Here is a 21,954-nt window from a genome sequence, read left to right as displayed (position 1 = left end):
AGCGGCGCACCAAAACGTTTCGAGGTCTTCATGAAGCTTCGCCGCGCCATGGTCACCGCGGCCGCGACGGCTGTCATAGCCCCGCTCGCTCTGCTCTCGGCTCCGGTCGCGTTCGCGTCGGACGAGGAGCCGGGCACCTCGTCGAGCAGCCCGGCTGCCACGGAGTCGACTCCCGCCGACGACTCGACCCCCGACGCCCCGGAGAGCACCCCGGCCACGGACGAGCCCAGCTCCTCCGCCCCGGAGACCACTCCGGCCACGGACGAGCCCAGCTCCTCCGCCCCGGAGAGCACCCCGCCCACGGACGAGCCCACGTCCTCCCCCTCGGAGAGCGCCCCGGCCTCCCCGAGCCCGAGCGCCAGCGTCGGTGACGACGACGGCTTCGACCCGTACAACGACTGCAAGTCGCTGGACCTGGACGAGAACCTCACGGGCACGATCTCCGGCCTGCCGAGCAAGATCGTCGCCGGTTCGGGCTGGCACAACTTCAAGTTCGTCGTGAAGAACGACTCCGACAAGGACCTGAAGAACGTCTGGGTCAACGCGTTCACGGAGTACAACGACGACACGAACCCCGACGACTCGCTGGCGTTCGACCTGGCCACCCTCCAGGTCAAGCAGAACGGCTCGTGGAACGACACGTACCACGAGGCCTACGGGAACACGACCCTCACGGGCACCTTCTCCGCGATCCTCGGCTCCCTCGAGGCCCACACCACGGCCACGCTCGACATGCGGGTGAGCGTCAAGGCGTCGGCCCCGGCGGGTTCGTCGTTCGCGCTGAGCCAGGCCGTGTACGCGGGCGAGGGCGGCTCCTGCTACGGCAACGGTGACTTCTACGACTTCGAGGTGCTCGGAGCCGGAAGCAAGACGCCGGGTGACGTGAAGGAGGCGACGCCGACCGGCAAGAAGCCCAAGGCCGTCGACCAGCGCGTGAAGCCGCAGGGCGGGACCACCAAGGAGGTCACCGGCAGCCTTGCCGAGACCGGTTCCTCGTCCATGCTGCCGACCATCGGTCTCGTCGGCGGTGTCGCCGTCGTCGCCGGTGCCGGTGTCGTGTTCGCCGTACGTCGCCGTAAGACGGGTAGCCAGGTGGCGTAACCCGTAGCGGAACTGCGTCAGGCGCCTCGCGCGCCGCGCACCAAGGAGAAGGACCTGGGCTCGGAGGGGGGCACAGGTCCTTCTTCTGTGTTCCGAAGTACGGCTGGACAGGCGCTACTTCTTCGGTGGCACCGCCGGTATGCCCAGCAGCGGCAGCCGCAGCGCCCCGAACGCCTCCTCCGGCACCGCCGGGTGCCGCGGCCGGACCGGCTCGACGCGGACGTACGCCTCACCCTGCGCCGGACGCGGGTCCGCCTCGCCCTTGTTCGGCCAGTACGACATCGCGCGCTCGGCCTGGGCCGTGATCGTCAGGGAGGGGTTGACGCCCAGGTTCGCCGAGACCGCGGCGCCGTCGACCACCGAGATGCCGGGGTGGCCGTACAGCCGGTGGTACGGGTCTATCACGCCGCTCTCGCGCGAGGCGCCGATCGGGCAGCCGCCGAGGAAGTGCGCGGTCAGCGGGGTGCCCATCAACTCGCCCACGTTGCTGCCCGCGAAGCCGTTGATCTCGGCCGCGAGCGCGGACGCCGCCTCGGAAGCCGCCTTGATCTGCTTCGGGTTGGGCGCGCCATGGCCCTGACGCGCCGTCAACAGACCCTTGCCGACGCCCTTCGGCTTCAGATACGTCGTCAGCGAGTTGTCCAGCGACTGCATCACCAGGCCGATGATGGTCCGCTCCGACCACTTGCGGTTGGACAGGGAGCGCACCGTCAGCCACGGGTGGCGCGCCACGTGCGCGAGCCAGCCGAGGGCGCGCGACGAGCCTTCCGCATACGGCACTTGGAGGATCGACAGACTGCCCATCGCGTTCGAGCCCTTGCCGTAGCGGACCGGTTCGATGTGCGTGTTCTCGTCCGGGTGGACCGAGGACGTGATCGCAACGCCCTGGGTGAAGTCGGCCTTCGCCGTGCCATGGGCCTTGCGGTAGCGGCGGTCGTCCGTCTGCGCGCCGACCAGCGCCTCCGAGTTGGTCCGGGTGAGATCCCCCAACCGGTCGGATATGTAGGGCAGTTGGCCGTTCGCCTTCATGCGGTGCAGCAGCGTCTGCGTGCCGTAGGTGCCCGCCGCGATGACGACCCTGCGGGCGGTGAGGGTCCGGCCCTGCCCCTTGCGCTTGCGGTGGGTGGGCAGGGTCGCGACGGCGTAACCACCGCGTGAGTCGTCGGTGACCGACACCACCGTCGTCATGGGATGGACGACCGCGCCCGCCTTCTCGGCGAGGTGGAGGTAGTTCTCGCCCAGGGTGTTCTTCGCGCCGTGGCGGCAGCCCGTCATGCACTCGCCGCACTCCGTGCAGGCCCGGCGGGTCGGCCCGGCGCCGCCGAAGTACGGGTCCGCGACCTCTTCACCGGGCTCGGCCCTGGCCGTTCCGTCGGCGTCGTCGCCGTCACCGAAGAAGACACCGACCGGCGCCCGGTGGAAGGTGTCGCCCACGCCCATCCGCTGGGCGGCTGCCTTGAGATGGACGTCCGAGGGGGTCAGGGTCGGGTTGATCCGCACGCCCAGCATGCGCCGGGCCTGGTCGTAGTACGGCCCCAACTCCGCCTGCCAGTCGGTGATGTCCTTCCACTGCGGATCCTCGAAGAACGCCTTCGGCGGTACGTAGAGGGTGTTGGCGTAGTTGAGGGAGCCGCCGCCGACCCCGGCGCCCGCCAGCACCATCACATTGCCCAGCAGATGGATGCGCTGGATGCCGTACAGGCCGAGGGCGGGCGCCCACAGGTAGTTCTTCAGATCCCATGAGTTCCTGGGCAGGGAGTCGCGGGTGAAGCGGCGTCCGGCTTCCAGTACTCCGACGCGGTAGCCCTTCTCCGTCAGGCGCAGCGCGGTGACGGAGCCACCGAAGCCGGAGCCGACGACGATGACGTCGTAGTCGTAGTCGTACGAGCCGCACGAGTCGTACGACGTGTCTTCCGGCGGCTGGGCAGCGGTCTCCTGTGGCACGTGCTCTCCTCGTGGCGTGTGCGCATCGGGGGCGTGGTGGTCCCTGCCGAGGGCCTGTCGTCACATTCCCGTCGTCGCCCGCAGGGCGGCCCCGCGGCGTCCGGTGCGTGCTCTGGGGGTCCCCCCTGCTCGCAGAGCTTGGGGGAGCGTGCCGGGCGTCGCGGGGCAGACGGGAATTCGACGACAGGCCCTAGCGGAACCTCAGCATCTTCATCGCCTTCAGGCTGCGGCTCATGAACGTCGCGTACTGCTCGTGGTCCATGCCGAGCGACGGCGCCATCGGCAGCAGCCGCTGGTGGGCCACGGTCTGGGCCTCGGTGTACTTGAGGATGCCCTCGGAGCCGTGGCGGCGGCCGAGGCCGGAGTCCTTCATGCCGCCCATCGGCGACCGGACGCTGCCGTACGCGGGCGCGTAGCCCTCGTTGACGTTGACCGTGCCGGTGCGCAGCCGGGCCGCGAGCGCCCTGCCGCGGCGGCCGTCCTTCGTCCAGACCGAGGAATTCAGGCCGTACGGGGTGGAGTTGGCGCGCTCGACAGCCTCGTCCTCGGTGGTGAAGCGGTAGATCGAGACGACCGGGCCGAAGGTCTCCTCGGCGCACACGGCCATCGGCGCCTCGACACCGTCGAGGATGGTGGGCTCGTAGAAGTACGGGCCGATGTCCGGCCGGGCGACCCCGCCCGCCAGCACCTTCGCGCCCTTGGCGACGGCCTCCTCGACATGGCGCGTCACGGTCTCCAACTGGCGTTCCCCGACCAGGGATCCCATGTCGGCGCCGTACGCCAGGGACGTGCCGAGCCGCATCGCCCTGGTGCGGGCGGCGAACCGCTCCAGGAAGGCGTCCGCGATCGCCTCGTGGACGTACAACCGCTCGACGGAGATGCACAGTTGGCCCGCCGAGGAGAAGCAGGCGCGTACGGCACCGGCAGCCGCCTTGTCGATGTCGGCGTCCTCCAGGACCACCATGGCGTTCTTGCCGCCGAGTTCGAGCGAGACCCCGACGAGGCGGGCGGCGGCGCCCTGGGCGACCTCGCGGCCGGTGCGGGTGGAGCCGGTGAAGGAGACGTAGTCGGCGTGCCGCACGACCTCCGGGCCGACGACCGGTCCGTCACCGAGGACGACCTGGAAGACGCCCGCGGGCAGACCGGCCTCGATCAGCAGGTCCCGCGCCCACAGCGCGGTCAGGCAGGTCTCCGTGTCCGGCTTCATCACCACCGCGTTGCCCGCCGCGAACGCGGGGAGCGCGTCGCCGACCGACAGCTCCAGCGGGTAGTTCCAGGGCGCGATCTGGCCGACGACACCGCGCGGGTGGCGCAGCTCGGTGACGCGCGTGAGCACCGGGATGGCGCCCGTGTGCCGCTTCGGCCGCAGATACGAGGGCGCAGTGCGTCCGTAGTGCCGGGCCGCGATCGCGACGGCGAGCACCTCCTCGTGGGCGTGGAGGCGGGCCTTGCCGGTCTCGAGCTGGATGAGGTCGAGCACCTCGGCCTGGCGGGCGAGCACCAGGTCGTGGAAGCGCAGCAGGACGGCGGCGCGCTGCCGTACGGGCGTCGCGGCCCAGGCGTGCTGGGCGGCGCGGGCCCGCTCGTAGGCCTCCGCCACGTCCTCCGGAGTGGACTCGGGCAGGTCGGCCAGCTTCTCGCCGGTGTACGGCGTGTGGTTGGCGGTACGGCCGGAGCCGACCACGCCCTTCGTGAGATGGGCGACGAGTTCCGGCGTGACCACGTCGGCGGCGGTGCGGACACCGGCGGGGGCGGGGGCGAGGGGGTTGGTGCCGACCGTACCCGTACCGGCCTTACCCGTACCGGTCGTGTCCGTCGCCTTGTCCGTGGCCTTGTCGGGGGCCTTGTCGGGGGCCTTGTCCGGGGCTTGCGAGTCCGTCATGAGCGGCAGCGTATGCCGGACGGGAGGCTTTGGGTACCCGTGGGTAACACCTCGGCGCGGTACGGGTCGTCCACCGGCGGTCCGCGGGCGGTCTACGGGCGGTCGATCTCCAGGTTCGCGATCGCCGCGTCGGCCACCTCGCGCCCGCGGGCCGTGAAGTCGCCGTCGCCCGGGTAGCCGATCGTGAGCTTGTACATGTTGCCCGCGGAGTCCTTGTAGTAGAAGATCTTCAGCTCGCGCGGGCTCGGGTTGTCGTTGTCGTCGGTCATGTAGGAGACCGTGTTCTCGGCGGCCTGTCTGCCGTGGTACTTGGTCTCCTTCCTCACCATCTTCGGCCCCTTGGGCATGTCGAGTTCATAGGAGCCGCTGTCCCTGAACTCGTCGCTGTCGGCGTACATCTCCGCCATCGACGAGTCCTTGATCTTGTCCGTGGAGTCGTCGGACTTCTTCGTCAGCTCCAGAACGACCCGGATGCCGCCGCTCGGGTCGGCGTACGTCACCCAGTTCTCGTCTCTGGCGTCCTTCTTGGGCCTGATCGCCTGGTACTTCTCGGGCACCGCGACGGTGGCCCCCAGCGCCTTCTCCGGGTGCTTCTTCCAGTGGTCGGGCAGCGGGCCCGCGAACGGCTTCGCGATCACCAGATACGCCGCCACCGCCACCGCGACGATCCCGGCGCCCAGCCCGATCAGAGTCCGCCGGCCGATGCGGATGCCGCCACCGCTGCCGCCGGACACGGCGGGGGCCGCGGCGGGGACCGCCGGGACCGCGAACTGTATGGGCTGCGTCGGCTGCGGCGGTGTGGCGGCCTCCTCCAGCAGACGGCGGACCTCGGCGGCCTTCGGGCGGCGTGCCGGGTCCTTCTCCAGGAGTCCGTTGATGGCGTCGGCGAGCGGGCCGCGGGCGGCGGCCGGGGCCGCGGGGGTGGAGTTGAGGACCGACTGGAGCGTGGCGGGCGGGTTGGTGCGGCGGAACGGCGAGACGCCCTCCGTCGCCGCGTAGAGCACCACGCCCAGCGACCACAGGTCCGCCTCGGGGCCGGGACGGCGGCCCAGCACCCGTTCCGGCGCGGTGTACTCGGGCGAGCCGACGAAGCCGCCCGTGTCCGTCAGGTTCGTCTCGCCCTCGATCTGCGCGATGCCGAAGTCGGTGAGGACGACCCGGTCATGGCGGCCGAGCAGGACGTTGTCCGGCTTCACGTCCCGGTGCAGGATGCCCGCCGCGTGCGCGGCCTCCAGGGCGCCGAGCACCTCCAAGCCGATCCGCGCGGCCTCCTGCACCCCGAGGGTGCCCTCCTGGAGCGCGGCGCCCAGCGAGCGGCCCCGCACCAGCTCCATCACGATCCAGGGCTGCCCGTCCACGACCGCCACGTCGTGCACGTTCACGACGCTGGGGTGGTCGAGGCGGGCGGCGGCCCGTGCCTCACGGCGCATCCGCTCGAAGGCGTTGGCGCGTTCCCGCTCGGGCAGATGGTCCGGGACCCGGGGTTCCTTGACGGCGACCTCCCGGTCCACCGTCTCGTCCTTGGCCCGCCACACCGTGCCCATGCCACCGTGGCCCAGCTTGGAGAGCAGCCGGTAACGCCCGGCGATGAGCCGTCCGGCCCCCGGTTCCCGCGGTGCCTCGGGCACGCTGACGGTGGGGGTGCTCTCCGGGGGCGGCGCCGCTTGCGGCGACTGCGGCTGCTGCGGCTGTCGGACGTACGGGTTCGCCTGGACCGGGACGCCGGGTTGCGGCGGCTGCAAGCCGAAGCTCGTCGGCTGGTCGGAGTGGCGAGGACCTCCCCCTTGATGACTCATACGGTCATGCTTATCGCACCCTGTACCCCGTCAGCCACCTAGGTTCTGACGCGGTCACACACCCGTGACCCGAGGCGCCCCCTATTCCCGATTCGCCCCGGTACAAGCACGTCTCCGATTCACCCCGGTACGAACGTGTCCACCGCGGCGTCGAAGTACTCCTTCGCCTCCCGCACCCTGCCGACCGGCGCCGACACCCACACCTCGTACATCCGACCGTCCTCCTCCCAGCACAGGTCGACGGTGCGCCGTGGGCCCTCCGCGGCGGTGAAGCCGTTTCGGCTGAACTCCCGGAGCGCGGCCCGCTGTCCGTGGTGCGACGTCTCGGTGACCCGGCTGTCGCGATACCCCGGGTTCGTGGACGGCCCGGCCGCGTCGGCGCGGCGCATCACCACGAGCGGGCCGCCCGGTTCGGGGTCCGCCATCCTGATCCCGATCCGGAAGGTCCGCCCCGGCGACAGATAGAAGATCCGCTCGCCCTGCGGACTGCGTGTGAAGCCGTGGGGCACGGCGAGCGAGAACCCGCCGGGATCACGGGCCAGTCGATATCCCTCGGGCGCCGTACGGGCGGCGGACGGCGACGCGCCCGTCGGCGCGGGCACGGGCGCGGTTCCCGGGGTCGACTGCCGGGTCACACTCGCGCTGACCGACGGGCGCGGCGGTGCCGGACTCCTCGGCATGTCACCGATGGTGCCGTCGTCCCGCCACAGCAGGGCCATCACCGAGACGCCCGCGCCCACCACGGCGGCGACGACGGCCGTCAGGACGAGTCCGCCCCGCGAGAACCGCTGCCCGGTCTGCGGCGCGCCCGCCGAGGGCTGCGTCGCATGCCTGAACTCCCCTTTCCACACGGACGGTACGACGCGTCGGGGCACGTCCCGCTGTGTCGGCGGGTACGCGACCGGCGCGCGCGGCATACGTCCCGTCGCCAGGAACTCCTCCAACAGCCGCTGCGCCTCGGCCGCGTCCAGACGCCGTCGCGGGTCGCGCTCCAACAGCCCGCGGACGACGGGCAGGATGGGCTGCGCCTGCGCGGGCGGCCGGATCTCGTCCACGACCACCGCGTGCAGGATGCCGCCCAACGAGTCCCGGTGGAACGGGGACGCGCCGCTCAGGGCGGTGCACAACAGCGCGCCCAGCGACCAGAGATCGGACTCGGGCCCGGTCCGCTCGCCGGACATCCGCTCGGGCGCGGTGTACTCGGGCGACCCGACGAAGGAGCCGCTCTCGGTGAGTGTGGTGGCGCCCGCGACCTGCGCGATACCGAAGTCGGTGAGGACGACGCGGCCGGTGCCCGCCTCCACGAGGACGTTCGCGGGCTTGAGATCGCGGTGCAGCACACCCGCGTCATGGGCGCGGCGCAGCGCCCCCAGCAGACCGACACCGATCCGGGCGGCCTCGCGGGCGTCGACCGGGCCGCGCGTGGCGATACGCTCGGCCAGCGATCCGCCGTCGATCAACTCCATGACGAGGTACGGGCGTTCGTCCTCCTCGACGACGTCATGGACGACGATGATGTGCGGGTGCCGCAACTGCGCGACCGCACGCGCCTCGCGCAGGGTGTGCTCACGGTACAGCCGGGCTTCCTCGCCCGAGAGCGAGGTGTCCAGGACGAGTTCCTTGACCGCGACCTGACGTCCGAGCAACTGGTCGGCGGCCCGCCACACAACGCCCATGCCGCCGCGGCCGATCCGCTCCTCCAGACGGTAACGCCCCGCCACGACACGGGCGTTCTCCCCCTCGGTCGTCATGCGCCCCATCATGCCCCACCGGAGGTCCGCCCTCCGGGACGCCGAACGGCGGGTGGCCGACAAGCGACGTACGCGCGCGGGCCGTTCGGAGCCGGTCAGCCGGCCGGGGGACGCCATCCCCGCAGCAGCACGTCGAACTGCTCACGCGTGGTCTGCCAGTCCTGTTCGGGGCCGGACATGTAGAGGGCGTACTCGACACCGTCGCGGGACACGTACATCTGCTCCACGGCATGGCGCGGTCCCGGGAAGGACGTGTCCTTGGGCAGCGCGGTCCAGGTGTAGTCCCACAGCGAACCCCTGCTGTCCCGGTAGATGTTGGCCTCCAGACTCACCCGCCGGTACTTGGCCAGCCGTCCGAGCTGCTGGTCCAGGTCACGCTGGTGCTGGAAGGGGTCGTCGTAGTCCGGGGAGGTGTCGACGGCGATGCGGATGAAGTGGTTGCCGCCGTCGGGTGTGTAGTCGGTCTGATGGGCGTCGAACGCCTGCCGCTTCCACTGCTCGCCGGGCAGGACGAGACTGAAGCCCGCGGGGTCGTCCACCCGTACCCACCCCTCGGGGACGGTGCTCGGGGACGGCCGCGTGCTCGGGGACGGCGACGGCCCCGGCTTCGGCGGGGACTGCGCCCCGTGCGTGGTGGCCGTCCCGGCCGCCTCCCCCGCGGACTCGGTGGTCTCGCTGTCGTGCTTGCCGAGCTGGTTCACGGCCACCGCGCCCGCCGTGCCCACGACCGCGGCCAGCGCGAGGGCCAGCGCGATCATGCGGCCACGGCGGCGGGGACGGGGCGCGGGCGGCGGCGGCGCGGGCTGGTACAGGGTGTTGCCGGACGCTGCCGGGCCCCCCGTCCACGGGGGCTGCGCGGCCGTGTCCCCGGCGCCGCCCACGTCCAGGTGCTGGGTCGCCACGTACTCCTGTGCCGTCCTCGGCCGCCGCCCCTCCGCCGCCTCGGCGAGCATCTGCTCGGCCTGTGCCGCGTCGGGCCGCGCGGCGGGGTCCTTGCACAGGAACGCCGTCATCACCGGCTCCAGGGCTCCGGCGGACCGCGGCGGCGGGGCCTGCTCGCCGACCACGGCCTGCATGGTGGACAGCGGAGAGGTCCGCCGGAACGGCGAGGTGCCCTCCACCGCCGTGTACAGCGTGGCGCCGAGGGCCCACAGATCCGAGGCGGGGCCCGGGTCATGGCCCTGTACGCGCTCGGGGGCTATGTAGTCGACGGAGCCGACGATCTCGCCGGTGCGGGTGATGGTGGTGTCGCCCTCGACCTGGGCGATCCCGAAGTCGGTGAGCAGCACCCGTCCGTCGGAGGCGAGCAGCACGTTGCCGGGCTTCACATCGCGGTGCAGTACGCCCGCGGCGTGCGCGGCGCGCAGGGCGCGCAGCACCCACAGCCCGATCCGGGCGGCCTCGGCGGGCTCGATCCGGCCGCGCTCCTTGATCGCGTCGGCCAGCGACTCGCCCTCGACCAACTCCATGACGATCCATGGCCGGTTGTCGTGTTCCAGCACGTCATGGACCGTGACCACGGCCGAGTGGTTGATGCGTGCGGCGGCCCGCGCCTCGGCATGGGTCCGGGCCAGCAGCACCGACCGGTCACTCTCCGTGACATACAGCGCGGCGGTCAGTTCCTTGATGGCCACCGGGCGGTGCAGTACCTCGTCGTGGGCGCGCCACACCCGGCCCATGCCCCCGCTGCCGATGGCGTCGACGAGACGGTAGCGGCCCGCGAGGAGCAGGCCCTGCATCTGGTTCACGTTCCCCCGCAATGGTCTTGACGAGGGTCAGACTAGAGAGCGGCTCCCCCACAGGGAACCGACGGGGCCGTTCGGAGACCGCACTGTGACGGTTCTCCCTTCCCTCACCGTACGCAACCATCGCACCGCGTGGCCCGGACTCTCCTCGGGCACAGGGCAGTTGACGTCTCCTCAGCGGCTCGCCTGGTAGGTCTGCTCCGCCTGCTCGTACAGCCGCGTGACCTCGTCGCGTTCGGCCTCGGGGCCGCGGATCTGCACCACGTGGTAGCGACCGCCGACGAGAACGGCGAGGTTGCGGACGAACAGCGCGCGCCCACTCGCGTCGGTCCACGTGAACTGCCCCTCGGCCTGGATGCGTTCACCCACGTCGATACGCCGCATGCCGCTGGAGGACGCCCAACTGGAGCTGCGGAACGGCTGGAGTTCGGGCTCCGACTCCCGCTGGTAGGTCAGCGGATCGCTGCCGTACCGCTTCGTACTGTCGCGCCCGGGTACCACGATGAGCCGGAAGTCGCCGTGGGAGTAGACGATCTGGCCACTTCCGTTCTTCGGCGTACGGGTCCAGCCGTTCGCCACGGCGACGCGGAAGCCCTCGGGGTCCTTGCGCAGCGTGAAGCCCTCGGCGACCTGGAGGTCGTTGGTCTGCGTCTGGGCCGAACCCGCCGATTCCGTGGGGCTCTTGGAGGAGGTCGGACTCGGCTCCTCGGCATCGCCCGGCTCCGACTGCTGGGGCGCGGGGCTGACGTCACCGGCGGCGCTGGTGCGCTCCTCCGCCGCGTCACCACCGCTGGACGCGGCCTTCGGCATGTACACCAGGGCGAACGTGATCGCGGCGGTCATGCCGGTCAGGACCAGCAGGAGCAGGGTGCGGCCGAGTCGGCGGGGCGGTCGCTGCCGCTCCTCGCGGGCGCGCCGATGGCGGGCCGGGCCGTTCTCGGAGCGGGCGCGGCGACCCTCGGACCGGGCGCGGCGACGGCGGACCAGTTCGCCGCGGCGCCGTACGATCGGCAGCCGCGTGGGGTCGGCGGGCGGCGCCGCGACGACCTGCGTGCCCGCCTCGGGCTCGGGCGCGGACCGTATGAGCGAGCGCAGCCAGCCGCGCAGCTCCTCGACGTCGGGCCGCTCGTCCGGGTCCTGCCGCAGCAGGGACTCCACGACGGGGCGCAGCGGGCCGCACTCCTCGGCGTAGGCGGGCGGTTCGGCGCAGACGAGCTGGACCAGTTCGGTGGTGCTGTCCTCGGGATACGGCGCATGGCCCTGGACGGCCCGGAAGAGCAGCGCGCCCAGCGCCCAGAGGTCGGTCGCGGGGCCGATCGGCGGGGCCAGTCGCCAGTTCTCGTGCACGGGACCGGCCTGCTCGGGCGCCCATCGCTCGGTGACGGGCCCGACGACGGCCATCCGCGCCTGGCGCGCCCGCTCGGCGGCGAGCGCGGTGGCGGGGCCGCGGTGGCCCCACGGTCCCGGACCCTGGCCGGCCGGGGCCGCGGGCTCCTCGTGGAGGGGCTCCGCGCGGCGGGGTACGGGGGCGGGCCGGGAGGCCGTGTCGCCCACGCCGTACGGGTCGACGATCTGTCCGGGCGGGGGCTTCACGAGGGCTTCCGCTCCGGGCGCGGCCGTCTGCGCCGGTAACGCCGCGCCGCTGTCGGCCGGGTGGGGCGGCGACAGGGCCGCCGGGCCGCCACGCTGTTCGTCCTGGGCCCGTGCCGCGGCGCGCGCCCCGGCGCGGTACGCGGCGATCGCTCCGGCGCGCGCGGCCCGTACGTCTCCGGCGGAGCCCGGAGCGCCGGGCCCCAGGGCTGCCGCTGTCGACGGGGCGCCGCCAGCTCGGGCCTCGATCGCGGCCCGTCGCGCGGCCTCGGCGTCGGTGCCGTGCGGGGTCCCGCTCGGCTCGGGCGGCTCGGCGTCCGTGTCGAACTCCGGTACGGGAACGGGGTCGTAGCCGCACAGCGCCTCTTCCGCGGCTCCGGCCGCCAGACCGGTCAGCATCACGCGGCCGTCGTCGCAGACGAGCACCGTGCGCGCGGTGACGTTGCGGTGCACCCAGCCGTGCGCGTGCAGGACGCACAGCGCCGTGAGGACGTCGGAGGCGACCTCCGCCGCGCGGTAGGGCGTCAGCGGCTGCTCGGCGAGCAGCGCCGCCAGCGGCCTCGCCGGGACCAGTTCGCTCACGATCCACAGCGAACCGGCCTCGGCGAACACGTCGAAGACCTGGTCGAGCAGGGCGTGGTCGGGGACCTGCGCGGCGGCCTGGGCTGCCTCGATCGCGCGCCGTACCGCCGGATCGGTGGGCCGACGCGTGGCCGCCGACCGGGCGAAGGCGGCGGGGGCCGCCCTGCCCTCCTGCGGGACGAACCCCTCGGGCAGCCCGTCCGCGCCGAGCACCTCCGCCTCGACGATCTCGGGCAACGGCACCTGGCGGACGAGGACTTCCTGTCCGCTGTAGCTGTCGAAGGCGCGCGTCTCGGCGAGTTCGAACGCGTCGGAGGGCGGCAACGGCAGGCGGTAGCGGTCGGCGAGCACCCGTCCCGCATAGTCGTCCACGCTGCCTCCCCCGGCCGCCCTTGGTCTTGCGTTCGGCTGACGCCCCGTTCCGGCTTCGTACGGTCCGCAGTGCTTCACGATACGTGCCGAACGCAACCCACAACCCGGGGATGTCATATCTCCCCGCAAGTGGACCGTACGGAACGTCAGTTCACCAAGTGGTACGTCACGACTTCGGCTGGAACGTCTGGGTCAGCGTCTTCCAGGTGTCCTTACGGAGCGCGCCGTCCCATTCGTCCGCCTTCGCCGTGTACATCAGCCCGTACCCCTGATGGGAGTTGACGACGAACCCGCGGTCGATCACCCGGTACGCGGTGCCCCCGTCGACGTAGGTGAACTCCCAGTCGGCCGTGTTCCAGCCGCGGTAGTCCACCGCCTTGATGTGGACCCGCTTGTACTGGGGGCGCACCATGTAGCGCTCCTGCTGGTTCCAGTCGGCCACCGGATCGCCCTTGGGCGTGGAGGTCCAGCCGACGAGCAGCCGCTGGCCGTGGGGCCCGGTGAACCGGTCCCCCGCCGAGTCCGACTTCTGGTACTTCCAGCCCGCGGGAAGGCCTATCGCGTAGCCCTGGCTGCTCTTGTGCGTCGAGGCCGCGCCGCTGTCGTCCTTGGAGCCCTTGCCGTCCGACGAGCCGGAGGAGCCGCCGGAGGGCTTGTCGTCGCCCTTACCGGCGGGCGGCGAGGCGTCCGCGGTGCTCTTCCCGTCCGTGGCGGTGTCGCTCGTGCTGCCGCCGTCCGTGCGGGGGGCGCCGCCGCCGTCCTTGTGCCCGCTCCCGGGGGCCGCGTCGGCGGTCGCGGCGGCCTTGGTGCCGCCCTTCTTGCCGTCCTGCGCGCCGCTGTCGTCGCTCTTGAGCGTGAACGCGAGCACGGTGCCGAGCACGGCGAGGACCACGACCGCGGCGATGATCACCAGCGTCCGCTTCGACACCACGTCCGTGAGCGGCGCCCTGGGCGGCGTCGCGGGCCGCGGCGGACGGTCCGGGTCCGGCACGACGGGCCATCCCGAACTCGACTTCGGAGCACCGGAGTTCGACACGGCGGTGGCGCTGTCGCCCCGCGCGCCCGAGGACGCGGCTCCCACGCCGGACGCCTCGGCGGCGGGCTTGTCCGCCGCGGGGGTGGACGCCGCCGCGCTCTCGGCCGGGGTCGCGGCGGCCTTGCGTACGGAGCGCAGCGCGCCGCGCAGCCGCTCGGCGGCCTCCTCGCCCCGCTTGCCTCCGGACCCCGTACTCCCCTTGTCCGCAAGCTCCTTGGGCACCGGAGGCGCCTCGATGACCCGCGTCGCGTCCGCCGGGATCTCGTCCTTCGGCGCGGGGGCGTGGACGATCTCCTGGAGCATCGCCCGCGCGCCCTCGTCGTCCAACCGCTGCTGCGGGTCCTTGGCGAGCAGCCCGTAGATGACGTTGCGCAGCGGACCGGCGTGCTTCGGCTCCTCCAGCGGCTCGGTCATCACCGCGGTCAGCGTGGCGATCGCCGACCCCTTGTCGTAGGGCGGCACACCCTCGACCGCCGCGTAGAGCAGCCCGCCGAGCGACCACAGGTCGGCCGCCGGGCCCGGCTTGTGCCCGCGCGCCCGCTCGGGCGAGATGTACGAGGGGGCGCCGACGAGCATGCCGGTGGAGGTGATGGACGGGTCGCCCTCCACCTGGGCGATGCCGAAGTCGGTGAGGACGACCCGGCCGTCCTCCGCGATCAGCACGTTCGACGGCTTCACGTCGCGGTGCAGGATGCCCTCGCGGTGCGCGTCGCGCAGCACGTCGAGGACCGACAGCCCGACCTCGGCGGCGCGCCTGGGGTCCAGCAGTCCGTCCTCACGGATGGCCTCGGCGAGCGACTTGCCCTCGATCAACTCCATGACGATCCAGGGCCGATCGTCCTCCTGGACCACGTCGAAGACGGTCACCGCGCCGTTGTTGCGGATCCGGGCGATCGCCTTGGCCTCGCGCAGCGTGCGCGTGATGAGCCGGCGCTTCTCCTCCTCGTCGATGCTCGACGGGAACCGCAGCTCCTTGACGGCGACCGTACGGCCGAGGGTCTCGTCCTTGGCGCGCCACACCGTGCCCATGCCGCCGCGGCCGAGTACCTCCCCCAACCGGTAGCGACCGGCGAGGAGACGTTCGCTCTTGTCCTGGTGGGATGACCCCGCCCGCTCCGCCTCCGACATGCGTCCCCTCATGCAACCCGCCCTGACAGAGCCTTCATTGTCCCTCACGTTCGGACCGGCCCGACGCCCAGGGGTGCCCCTGGATCGGCGTCCCGCTCCCCGCCTGACGGTGTGTCGGCACGGCGGACACGGCGGTCCCGGGCCTTCGACGGACGCCGACACCACCGCACGCGCCCGTCCGACCAGGATCGGCTCTCGCCCGGTCCCGCGTCGAGCCGCCCTCCATGATGGGCCGCGGACAGGAAGGATTCCGGCGCCGCCGCGCCGAACGTCCCGGGCCGGACGGGCCATTCCCTTACCGCGGTCTTACCCCAGGTCGCCCACCGCGGGCACGATGTCCGGTGCCCCGAGCCTCGCCGCGTCCGCCGTCAGGTCGTCGGGCTGCCGCTGCGACTCGCGCTCCGCCTCCACCCGCTTCTCGTAGTGCTCGACCTCGCGCGCGATACGGCCCTCGCTCCAGCCGAGCACCGGCGCCATCAGCTCGGCCGCCTCCCGCGCACTGCGCGTGCCGCGGTCGAACGTCTCGATCGAGATACGCGTCCGCCGGGTCAGTACGTCGTCCAGATGGCGCGCGCCCTCGTGGGAGGCGGCGTACACCACCTCGGCCCGCAGATAGTCGTCGGCGGCCGTGAGAGGTTCGCCGAGCGAGGGGTCGGCCGCGATCAGCTCGAAGATCTCCTCCGCCAGCGCGCCGTACCGGTTCAGCAGGTGTTCCACCCGGACCACATGCAGCCCGGTACGCGCCGCCGTGCGCGCCCGGGTGTTCCACAGCGCGGGATAGCCCTCGGCGCCCAGCAGCGGGATGTCCTCCGTGACGCACTCGGCGACCCGCTGGTCCAGGCCGTGCACCGCCTCGTCGACGGCGTCCTTGGCCATCACCCGGTACGTCGTGTACTTGCCGCCCGCCACGACCACGAGACCGGGCACCGGATGCGCCACGGTGTGCTCGCGCGACAGCTTGCTGGTGGCGTCGGACTCCCCCGCGAGCAGCGGCCTGAGGCCCGCGTACACCCCCTCCACGTCGTCCCGCGTGAGCGGCACGGACAGGACGGAGTTCACCCGCTCCAGCAGATAGTCGATGTCCGCGCTGGAGGCCGCCGGGTGCGCCTTGTCGAGATCCCAGTCGGTGTCGGTCGTCCCGATGATCCAGTGGCGCCCCCACGGGATGACGAACAGGACGGACTTCTCGGTCCTCAGGATGAGCCCCGAGGTCGCGTGCACCCGGTCCTTCGGTACGACCAGGTGGATGCCCTTGGACGCCCGTACATGGAACTGACCGCGCTCGCCCACCATGGCCTGGGTGTCGTCGGTCCACACCCCCGTCGCGTTGACGATCTGCCGGGCGCGGATCTCGTACCGCCCGCCCCCCTCCACGTCCTGCACCATGGCGCCGACGACCCGCTCGCCCTCGCGCAGGAACCCGGTGACGCGCGCGCGGTTGGCGACCTTCGCGCCGTACGCCGCGGCCGTACGCACCAGCGTCGTCACATAGCGGGCGTCGTCCACCTGCGCGTCGTAGTACTGCAACGCCCCGACCAGCGCGTCCTTCTTCAAGCACGGGGCCACGAGGAGCGCTTGACGGCGGCTCAGGTGACGGTGCATCGGCAGCCCGCGGCCGTGGTCGCGCGCCATCGACATGGCGTCGTAGAGCGCGACGCCCGAGCCCGCGTACAGCCGCTCCCAGCCCTTGTGCTGCAACGGGTACAGGAACGCGACCGGCTTCACGAGATGCGGCGCGAGACGCTCGAGGAGCAGCCCGCGCTCCTTCAACGCCTCGCGTACGAGCGCGAAGTCGAGCATCTCCAGATAGCGCAGACCGCCGTGTATCAGCTTGCTCGACCGGCTGGAGGTGCCCGACGCCCAGTCCCGCGCCTCGACGAGGCCCGTGGACAGACCGCGCGTGGCGGCGTCCAGCGCGGTGCCCGCGCCGACCACGCCCGCGCCCACGACCAGCACGTCCAGCTCGCGCTCGGCCATCTCCGCCAGTGACTCGGCGCGCTGCGCCGGTCCCAGTGCCGCTGTCCTCACCGCTGCCTCCCGCCGTCTGCCGCGTCGGCCTCACCCGCCGGGCGAGGCTCGGCTCACATCCCCCTGCCCAAAGTCTGACCGGGATGTCCGGCTTCGGCCACCACGCACTCACTGCCTGTGGACAACTCACGAGAAACGCGCCCCGTCAATCCCGCAAATCGGTCATATTTACTCCTAGTCTGACATTGCACTCGCTCTCTCTGTCCACACGGCTTGCACACCTGTCCCGCTTCGGCTACCGCGAAGGACGGCTCACCCATGCCCGCAGACCTCGCCGTCATCGGACTCGGTCATCTCGGCCTGCCCCTGGCCCAGGCCGCCGTCGCCGCCGGCATCTCCACGATCGGATACCGGACGGGGTCCGAGGCCGGTTCCCTCACCGCCGCCGAACAACGCCGACTGCTCTCGGGGGGCTTCCGGCCGACCGACGACGCCGCCGAGCTGGGCCGGGTCCGTACCGCCGTCATCTGCGCCCCGGTCCCGCGCGGCGCGGGCGGCGGGCTCGACCTCGGCCAACTGGAGAGCGCCGCCCGCGCGCTCGCCGAGCGGCTCCGCCCGTACACCACCGTGATCCTGGAGTCACCGGTGCCGCCGGGCAGCACGGAGCAGTTCCTGCGTCCGCTGCTCGAAGCGGGCTCGGGGCTGCGCGCCGGACGCGACTTCCACCTCGCGTACTCGCCGAGCCGCGTCGACCCCGGCAACCGCGACTTCGGGGCCGCCAACACCCCGAAGGTGATCGGCGGTCTGACCCCCGCCTGCACCGAGTCCGCCGCCGCCTTCTACGGACGCCTCACCGACAAGGTGGTCCGCGCGCGTGGCCCGCGCGAGGCGGAGACCGTCCAGGTACTCGAGACGAACTACCGGCAGGTCAACATCGCCCTGGTCAACGAAATGGCCGTCCTCTGCCATGACTTGGGCGTCGATCTGTGGGACGTCGTCCGCTGCGCGGAGACCAAGCCGTTCGGCTTCGAGGCCTTCCGCCCCGGCCCCGGCGTCGGCGGCCACGCCGTCCCCCAGGACCTCGCGGGCCCGACCGGACGCACCCTGCGCATGGTCGAACTGGCGCAGCAGGTCAACAGCCGGATGCCCCAGTACGTCGTCCAGCGCGCCGCCACGCTCCTGAACGAGCACGGCAAGTCGGCCCGCGGAGCGCGCGTCCTGCTGCTCGGCGTGACCTACAAGCCGGACCTCGCCGACCTCCAGGCCTCCCCCGCCCGGGAGATCGCCCTGCGCCTGCTGGAACTCGGCGCCTCCGTCAGCTACCACGACCCGTACGTCCCCGCGTGGAGCGTCCTCGACCGCCCGATCCCCCGCGCGGACTCCCTCTACGAAGCCGCGGCCGACGCGGACCTGACGATCCTCCTCCAGCACCACCGCACGTACGACCTCCAGGGCTTGTCGGTGAAGGCACAACTCCTGCTGGACACACGGGGGGCCACACCCACAGGGGCGGCGCACCGCTTGTGAAGGGGGCGCACGGGGGCGGATGTGCTTCCGGGGCTGGTGGCGGGGGGGGCGGCTGCGGCGCTAGCGTGGGGGGTAGTTCACGGAGCGTCCACCCCTAGTCCTTGCAGGGGTGGCCGCTCACCGTCCGAAGATCCGCCCCTCTCGGTGCCGAGCCGCCTGACGGTGAATCCGGTACCGTGCAAGAGGCGGAGCCCGCCGCAGAGGTCGCTGCGACAGGCTCCTGAAAGTGAACGGAGTGTCCACCCCTATCCTCTATAGGGGTGGCCGCTCACCATCCAAAGTTCCGCAAGATCCACCTCCTCCGGCACTTCACCGGCCACAGACGGATCCGATTCCAGTGGGTGGGCATGCGGTGACGCCCCATGGACGCGCCCCCTTCCACGATGCCGCCCATTGACCCGGTAGGCGGTCCGTCGGAATCGGGCCGGGCCCCGAGGGGCGGGGTCCGGTCCAGGTCCTTGGAAGGGGGCGCCCCAGAGAACGGGGTCGCCGGACACGGACACTAGCGGCTCGGCACCGCCCTCTCCGGCGTATTCGTCCCGAAGGCAACCGCGCGCCCCCTGACCACACAACGCGCCCCCACCTGGGCACTTGGGCATGCGAAGGGGCCCGGTCCACCTCCGCGGGTGGACCGGGCCCCTTCGTCGCTCAGGCCGAGCGCGGCGTCAGGTCAGCGCCGGTGCTGCGAGTCCGCCACCGTCACCTCGACGCGCTGGAACTCCTTCAGCTCGCTGTAGCCGGTGGTCGCCATGGCGCGGCGCAGGGCGCCGAAGAAGTTCATCGAGCCGTCCGGGGTGTGCGACGGGCCCGTGAGGACCTCCTCGATGGTGCCGACCGTGCCCAGGTCGACCTTCTTGCCCCGCGGCAGCTCCTCGTTGACGGCCTCCATGCCCCAGTGGTTGCCCCGGCCCGGCGCGTCCGTGGCGCGGGCGAGCGGGGAGCCCATCATCACGGCGTCCGCGCCGCAGGCGATCGCCTTCGGCAGGTCGCCGGACCAGCCGACGCCGCCGTCCGCGATCACGTGGACGTACCGGCCGCCGGACTCGTCCATGTAGTCACGGCGGGCAGCCGCCACGTCCGCGACCGCCGTCGCCATCGGGACCTGGATGCCGAGGACGTTGCGCGTGGTGTGCGCGGCGCCGCCGCCGAAGCCGACCAGCACACCGGCCGCGCCGGAGCGCATCAGATGCAGGGCCGCGGTGTAGGTGGCGCAGCCGCCGACGATCACCGGGACGTCCAGCTCGTAGATGAACTGCTTCAGGTTCAGCGGCTCGTGCGAGTGCGAGACATGCTCCGCCGAGACCGTCGTACCGCGGATCACGAAGACGTCCACGCCCGCGTCGACGACGGCCTTGGAGAACTGGGCCGTGCGCTGCGGGGAGAGCGCGGCGGCGGTGACCACGCCCGAGTCGCGCACCTCCTTGATGCGCTGCCCGATCAGCTCCTCCTTGATGGGAGCCGCGTAGATCTCCTGGAGGCGGCGGGTCACGACGTCCGTGGGCAGTCCGACGATCTCGTCGAGCAGCGGCTGCGGGTCCTCGTACCGCGTCCACAGGCCTTCGAGGTTCAGCACACCGAGGCCGCCCAGCTCTCCGATGCGGATCGCGGTGGCCGGGGAGACGACCGAGTCCATGGGGGCGGCCAGGAACGGCAGCTCGAAGCGGTAGGCATCGATCTGCCAGGCGATCGAGACCTCCTTCGGGTCCCGCGTACGGCGGCTGGGGACGACGGCGATGTCGTCGAAGGCGTACGCCCGGCGGCCGCGCTTGCCGCGCCCGATCTCGATCTCAGTCACGTCTGTGGCCTTTCCCTCTGCGTTTCAGCGTCTTCCAGTATCGCCGACGGGTGCGACAACGGCCGCCCCGCCCGGTACGACGACGGACGCACGAGGGCGGCCCCGGAAGCTCCGGGGCCGCCCTCGGACGTGGGACCGCGCGCCTCAGACGCCTTCGGCGCGCGGGTCCGTCACTTCTTGTTGCTGTAGTTCGGCGCCTCGACCGTCATCTGGATGTCGTGCGGGTGGCTCTCCTTCAGGCCCGCCGAGGTGATGCGCACGAAGCGGCCCCGGTCCTGCAGCTCCGGGACCGTCCTGCCGCCGACGTAGAACATCGACTGGCGCAGGCCGCCGACCAGCTGGTGGACGACGGAGGACAGCGGGCCGCGGTAGGGCACCTGGCCCTCGATGCCCTCCGGGATGAGCTGCTCGTCGGAGGCGACGCCCTCCTGGAAGTAGCGGTCCTTGGAGAACGACCTGCGGTCGCCGCGGGTCTGCATGGCGCCCAGGGAGCCCATGCCGCGGTACGACTTGAACTGCTTGCCGTTGATGAACAGCAGCTCGCCCGGCGACTCCTCGCAGCCCGCGAGCAGCGAGCCGAGCATCACCGTGTCGGCGCCCGCGACCAGGGCCTTGGCGATGTCGCCGGAGTACTGCAGGCCACCGTCGCCGATGACCGGGACGCCCGCCGCCTTGGCCGCCAGCGAGGCCTCGTAGATGGCCGTGACCTGCGGGACGCCGATACCGGCGACGACGCGGGTGGTGCAGATGGAGCCGGGGCCGACACCGACCTTGATGCCGTCCACGCCGGCGTCGATGAGCGCCTGGGCGGCGTCGCGCGTGGCGATGTTGCCGCCGATGACGTCCACGCCCGACGCGTTCGACTTGATCTTGGCGACCATGTCGCCGACCAGCCGGGAGTGGCCGTGCGCGGTGTCGACGACGATGAAGTCGACGCCCGCCTCGATGAGGGCCTGGGCGCGCTCGAAGGCGTCGCCCGCCACGCCCACCGCGGCGCCCACGAGGAGGCGGCCCTTGGAGTCCTTGGCGGCGTTCGGGTACTGCTCCGCCTTCACGAAGTCCTTGACCGTGATCAGACCCTTGATGAGGCCCTCGTCATCGACCAGCGGAAGCTTCTCGATCTTGTGGCGGCGCAGCAGCTCCATGGCCTCGTCGCGCGAGATGCCGACCTTGCCCGTGATCAGGGGCATCGGGGTCATGACCTCGTGCACCCGCCGGGAGCGGTCGTTCTCGAAGGCCATGTCACGGTTGGTGACGATGCCCAGCAGCTTGCCGGACGGGTCGGTGACCGGGACACCGCTGATACGGAACTTCGCGCACAGGGCGTCGGCCTCGGCGAGGGTGGCGTCCGGGTGGATGGTGATCGGGTTGGCCACCATGCCGGACTCGGAGCGCTTGACCAGGTCGACCTGGTTGGCCTGGTCCTCGATGGAGAGGTTGCGGTGCAGGACGCCCACGCCACCCTGGCGGGCCATCGCGATCGCCATGCGCGACTCGGTGACCTTGTCCATGGCGGCGGACAGCAGCGGGATGTTGACCCGGACGTTCTTGGAGACGCGCGAGGTGGTGTCGATCTCGTCGGGCGCCATGTCCGACGCGCCCGGCAGCAGCAGCACGTCGTCGTAGGTCAACCCGAGTGTCGCGAACTTCTCGGGCACTCCGTCGACGTTTGCAGTCATGACACCTTCCCCAAATGGCCTTGAACGGTGCGGATGTCCATGCTAACGGGAAGCACGG

12 protein-coding genes are annotated in these 21,954 nt (G+C 72.0%); 2 read left to right on the top strand and 10 right to left on the bottom strand.

All coding sequences use genetic code 11. The features are described 5' to 3' along the window. Positions 1-30: 30 nt before the first annotated feature. On the top strand, positions 31-1,101 hold the full coding sequence (locus NGF19_RS11890; RefSeq protein WP_252424697.1) for an LAETG motif-containing sortase-dependent surface protein: 1,071 nt from the start codon (positions 31-33) through the stop codon (positions 1,099-1,101). Between the two features lie 114 nt (positions 1,102-1,215). On the opposite strand, the gene NGF19_RS11885 is transcribed toward NGF19_RS11890, so the two are convergent. The 8 genes from NGF19_RS11885 to NGF19_RS11850 form a co-directional block, all read right to left on the bottom strand. Further along, on the bottom strand, positions 1,216-3,045 hold the full coding sequence (locus NGF19_RS11885) for a GMC oxidoreductase (protein ID WP_372505649.1): 1,830 nt from the start codon (positions 3,043-3,045) through the stop codon (positions 1,216-1,218). A 190-nt stretch (positions 3,046-3,235) separates the two neighbouring features. After that, entirely contained in the window at positions 3,236-4,927 is a 1,692-nt protein-coding gene (locus NGF19_RS11880; RefSeq protein WP_252424695.1) for a succinic semialdehyde dehydrogenase, read from the bottom strand. 92 nt (positions 4,928-5,019) lie between these two features. Beyond that, positions 5,020-6,723 carry a serine/threonine-protein kinase gene (locus NGF19_RS11875; protein WP_252424693.1) on the bottom strand — a complete coding sequence of 568 codons (1,704 nt, stop codon included), beginning with the start codon at positions 6,721-6,723 and terminating at the stop codon, positions 5,020-5,022. 119 nt (positions 6,724-6,842) lie between these two features. Next, a complete protein-coding gene (locus NGF19_RS11870; protein WP_252424691.1) occupies positions 6,843-8,474 on the bottom strand; it encodes a serine/threonine-protein kinase in 1,632 nt (543 codons plus the stop codon). A 95-nt stretch (positions 8,475-8,569) separates the two neighbouring features. Beyond that, positions 8,570-10,213 (bottom strand): serine/threonine-protein kinase, encoded by a 1,644-nt coding sequence (locus NGF19_RS11865; RefSeq protein WP_252424738.1) that lies wholly within the window; start codon positions 10,211-10,213, stop codon positions 8,570-8,572. 180 nt (positions 10,214-10,393) lie between these two features. Continuing rightward, complete coding sequence (locus NGF19_RS11860) at positions 10,394-12,763, bottom strand: serine/threonine kinase C-terminal domain-containing protein (protein ID WP_252424689.1); 2,370 nt, start codon at positions 12,761-12,763, stop codon at positions 10,394-10,396. 166 nt (positions 12,764-12,929) lie between these two features. Then, positions 12,930-14,927 carry a serine/threonine-protein kinase gene (locus NGF19_RS11855; RefSeq protein WP_252424687.1) on the bottom strand — a complete coding sequence of 666 codons (1,998 nt, stop codon included), beginning with the start codon at positions 14,925-14,927 and terminating at the stop codon, positions 12,930-12,932. 306 nt (positions 14,928-15,233) lie between these two features. Then, a complete protein-coding gene (locus NGF19_RS11850; RefSeq protein WP_252424685.1) occupies positions 15,234-16,955 on the bottom strand; it encodes a glycerol-3-phosphate dehydrogenase/oxidase in 1,722 nt (573 codons plus the stop codon). Positions 16,956-17,213: 258 nt separating this feature from the next. On the opposite strand from NGF19_RS11850, the gene NGF19_RS11845 reads away from it, so the two are divergent. Beyond that, the gene (locus NGF19_RS11845) at positions 17,214-18,422 is read left to right on the top strand and encodes a nucleotide sugar dehydrogenase (protein ID WP_252424683.1); all 1,209 of its coding nucleotides are present in this window, start codon (positions 17,214-17,216) and stop codon (positions 18,420-18,422) included. A gap of 670 nt (positions 18,423-19,092) precedes the next feature. On the opposite strand, the gene NGF19_RS11840 is transcribed toward NGF19_RS11845, so the two are convergent. Continuing rightward, positions 19,093-20,217, bottom strand: a complete 1,125-nt coding sequence (locus NGF19_RS11840; protein ID WP_252424681.1) for a GuaB3 family IMP dehydrogenase-related protein — start codon at positions 20,215-20,217, stop codon at positions 19,093-19,095. 170 nt (positions 20,218-20,387) lie between these two features. Beyond that, on the bottom strand, positions 20,388-21,896 hold the full coding sequence (guaB, locus tag NGF19_RS11835; RefSeq protein ID WP_252424679.1) for an IMP dehydrogenase: 1,509 nt from the start codon (positions 21,894-21,896) through the stop codon (positions 20,388-20,390). Positions 21,897-21,954: the final 58 nt, after the last annotated feature.

Source organism: Streptomyces macrolidinus, from assembly GCF_023887685.1.
In the GTDB taxonomy this organism is placed as follows: domain Bacteria; phylum Actinomycetota; class Actinomycetes; order Streptomycetales; family Streptomycetaceae; genus Streptomyces; species Streptomyces macrolidinus.
The sequence above is the reverse complement of the archived record's forward strand: the minus strand, read 5'-3'. Positions and strand labels throughout refer to the sequence as shown.

Coding starts and splice junctions, on each gene's coding strand:
- NGF19_RS11890 (WP_252424697.1), top strand. CDS start 31: ATGAAGCTTCGCCGCGCCATGGTCACCGCGGCCGCGACGGCTGTCATA.
- NGF19_RS11880 (WP_252424695.1), bottom strand. CDS start 4,927: ATGACGGACTCGCAAGCCCCGGACAAGGCCCCCGACAAGGCCCCCGAC.
- NGF19_RS11875 (WP_252424693.1), bottom strand. CDS start 6,723: ATGAGTCATCAAGGGGGAGGTCCTCGCCACTCCGACCAGCCGACGAGC.
- NGF19_RS11870 (WP_252424691.1), bottom strand. CDS start 8,474: ATGACGACCGAGGGGGAGAACGCCCGTGTCGTGGCGGGGCGTTACCGT.
- NGF19_RS11865 (WP_252424738.1), bottom strand. CDS start 10,213: ATGCAGGGCCTGCTCCTCGCGGGCCGCTACCGTCTCGTCGACGCCATC.
- NGF19_RS11855 (WP_252424687.1), bottom strand. CDS start 14,927: ATGTCGGAGGCGGAGCGGGCGGGGTCATCCCACCAGGACAAGAGCGAA.
- NGF19_RS11845 (WP_252424683.1), top strand. CDS start 17,214: ATGCCCGCAGACCTCGCCGTCATCGGACTCGGTCATCTCGGCCTGCCC.
- guaB (WP_252424679.1), bottom strand. CDS start 21,896: ATGACTGCAAACGTCGACGGAGTGCCCGAGAAGTTCGCGACACTCGGG.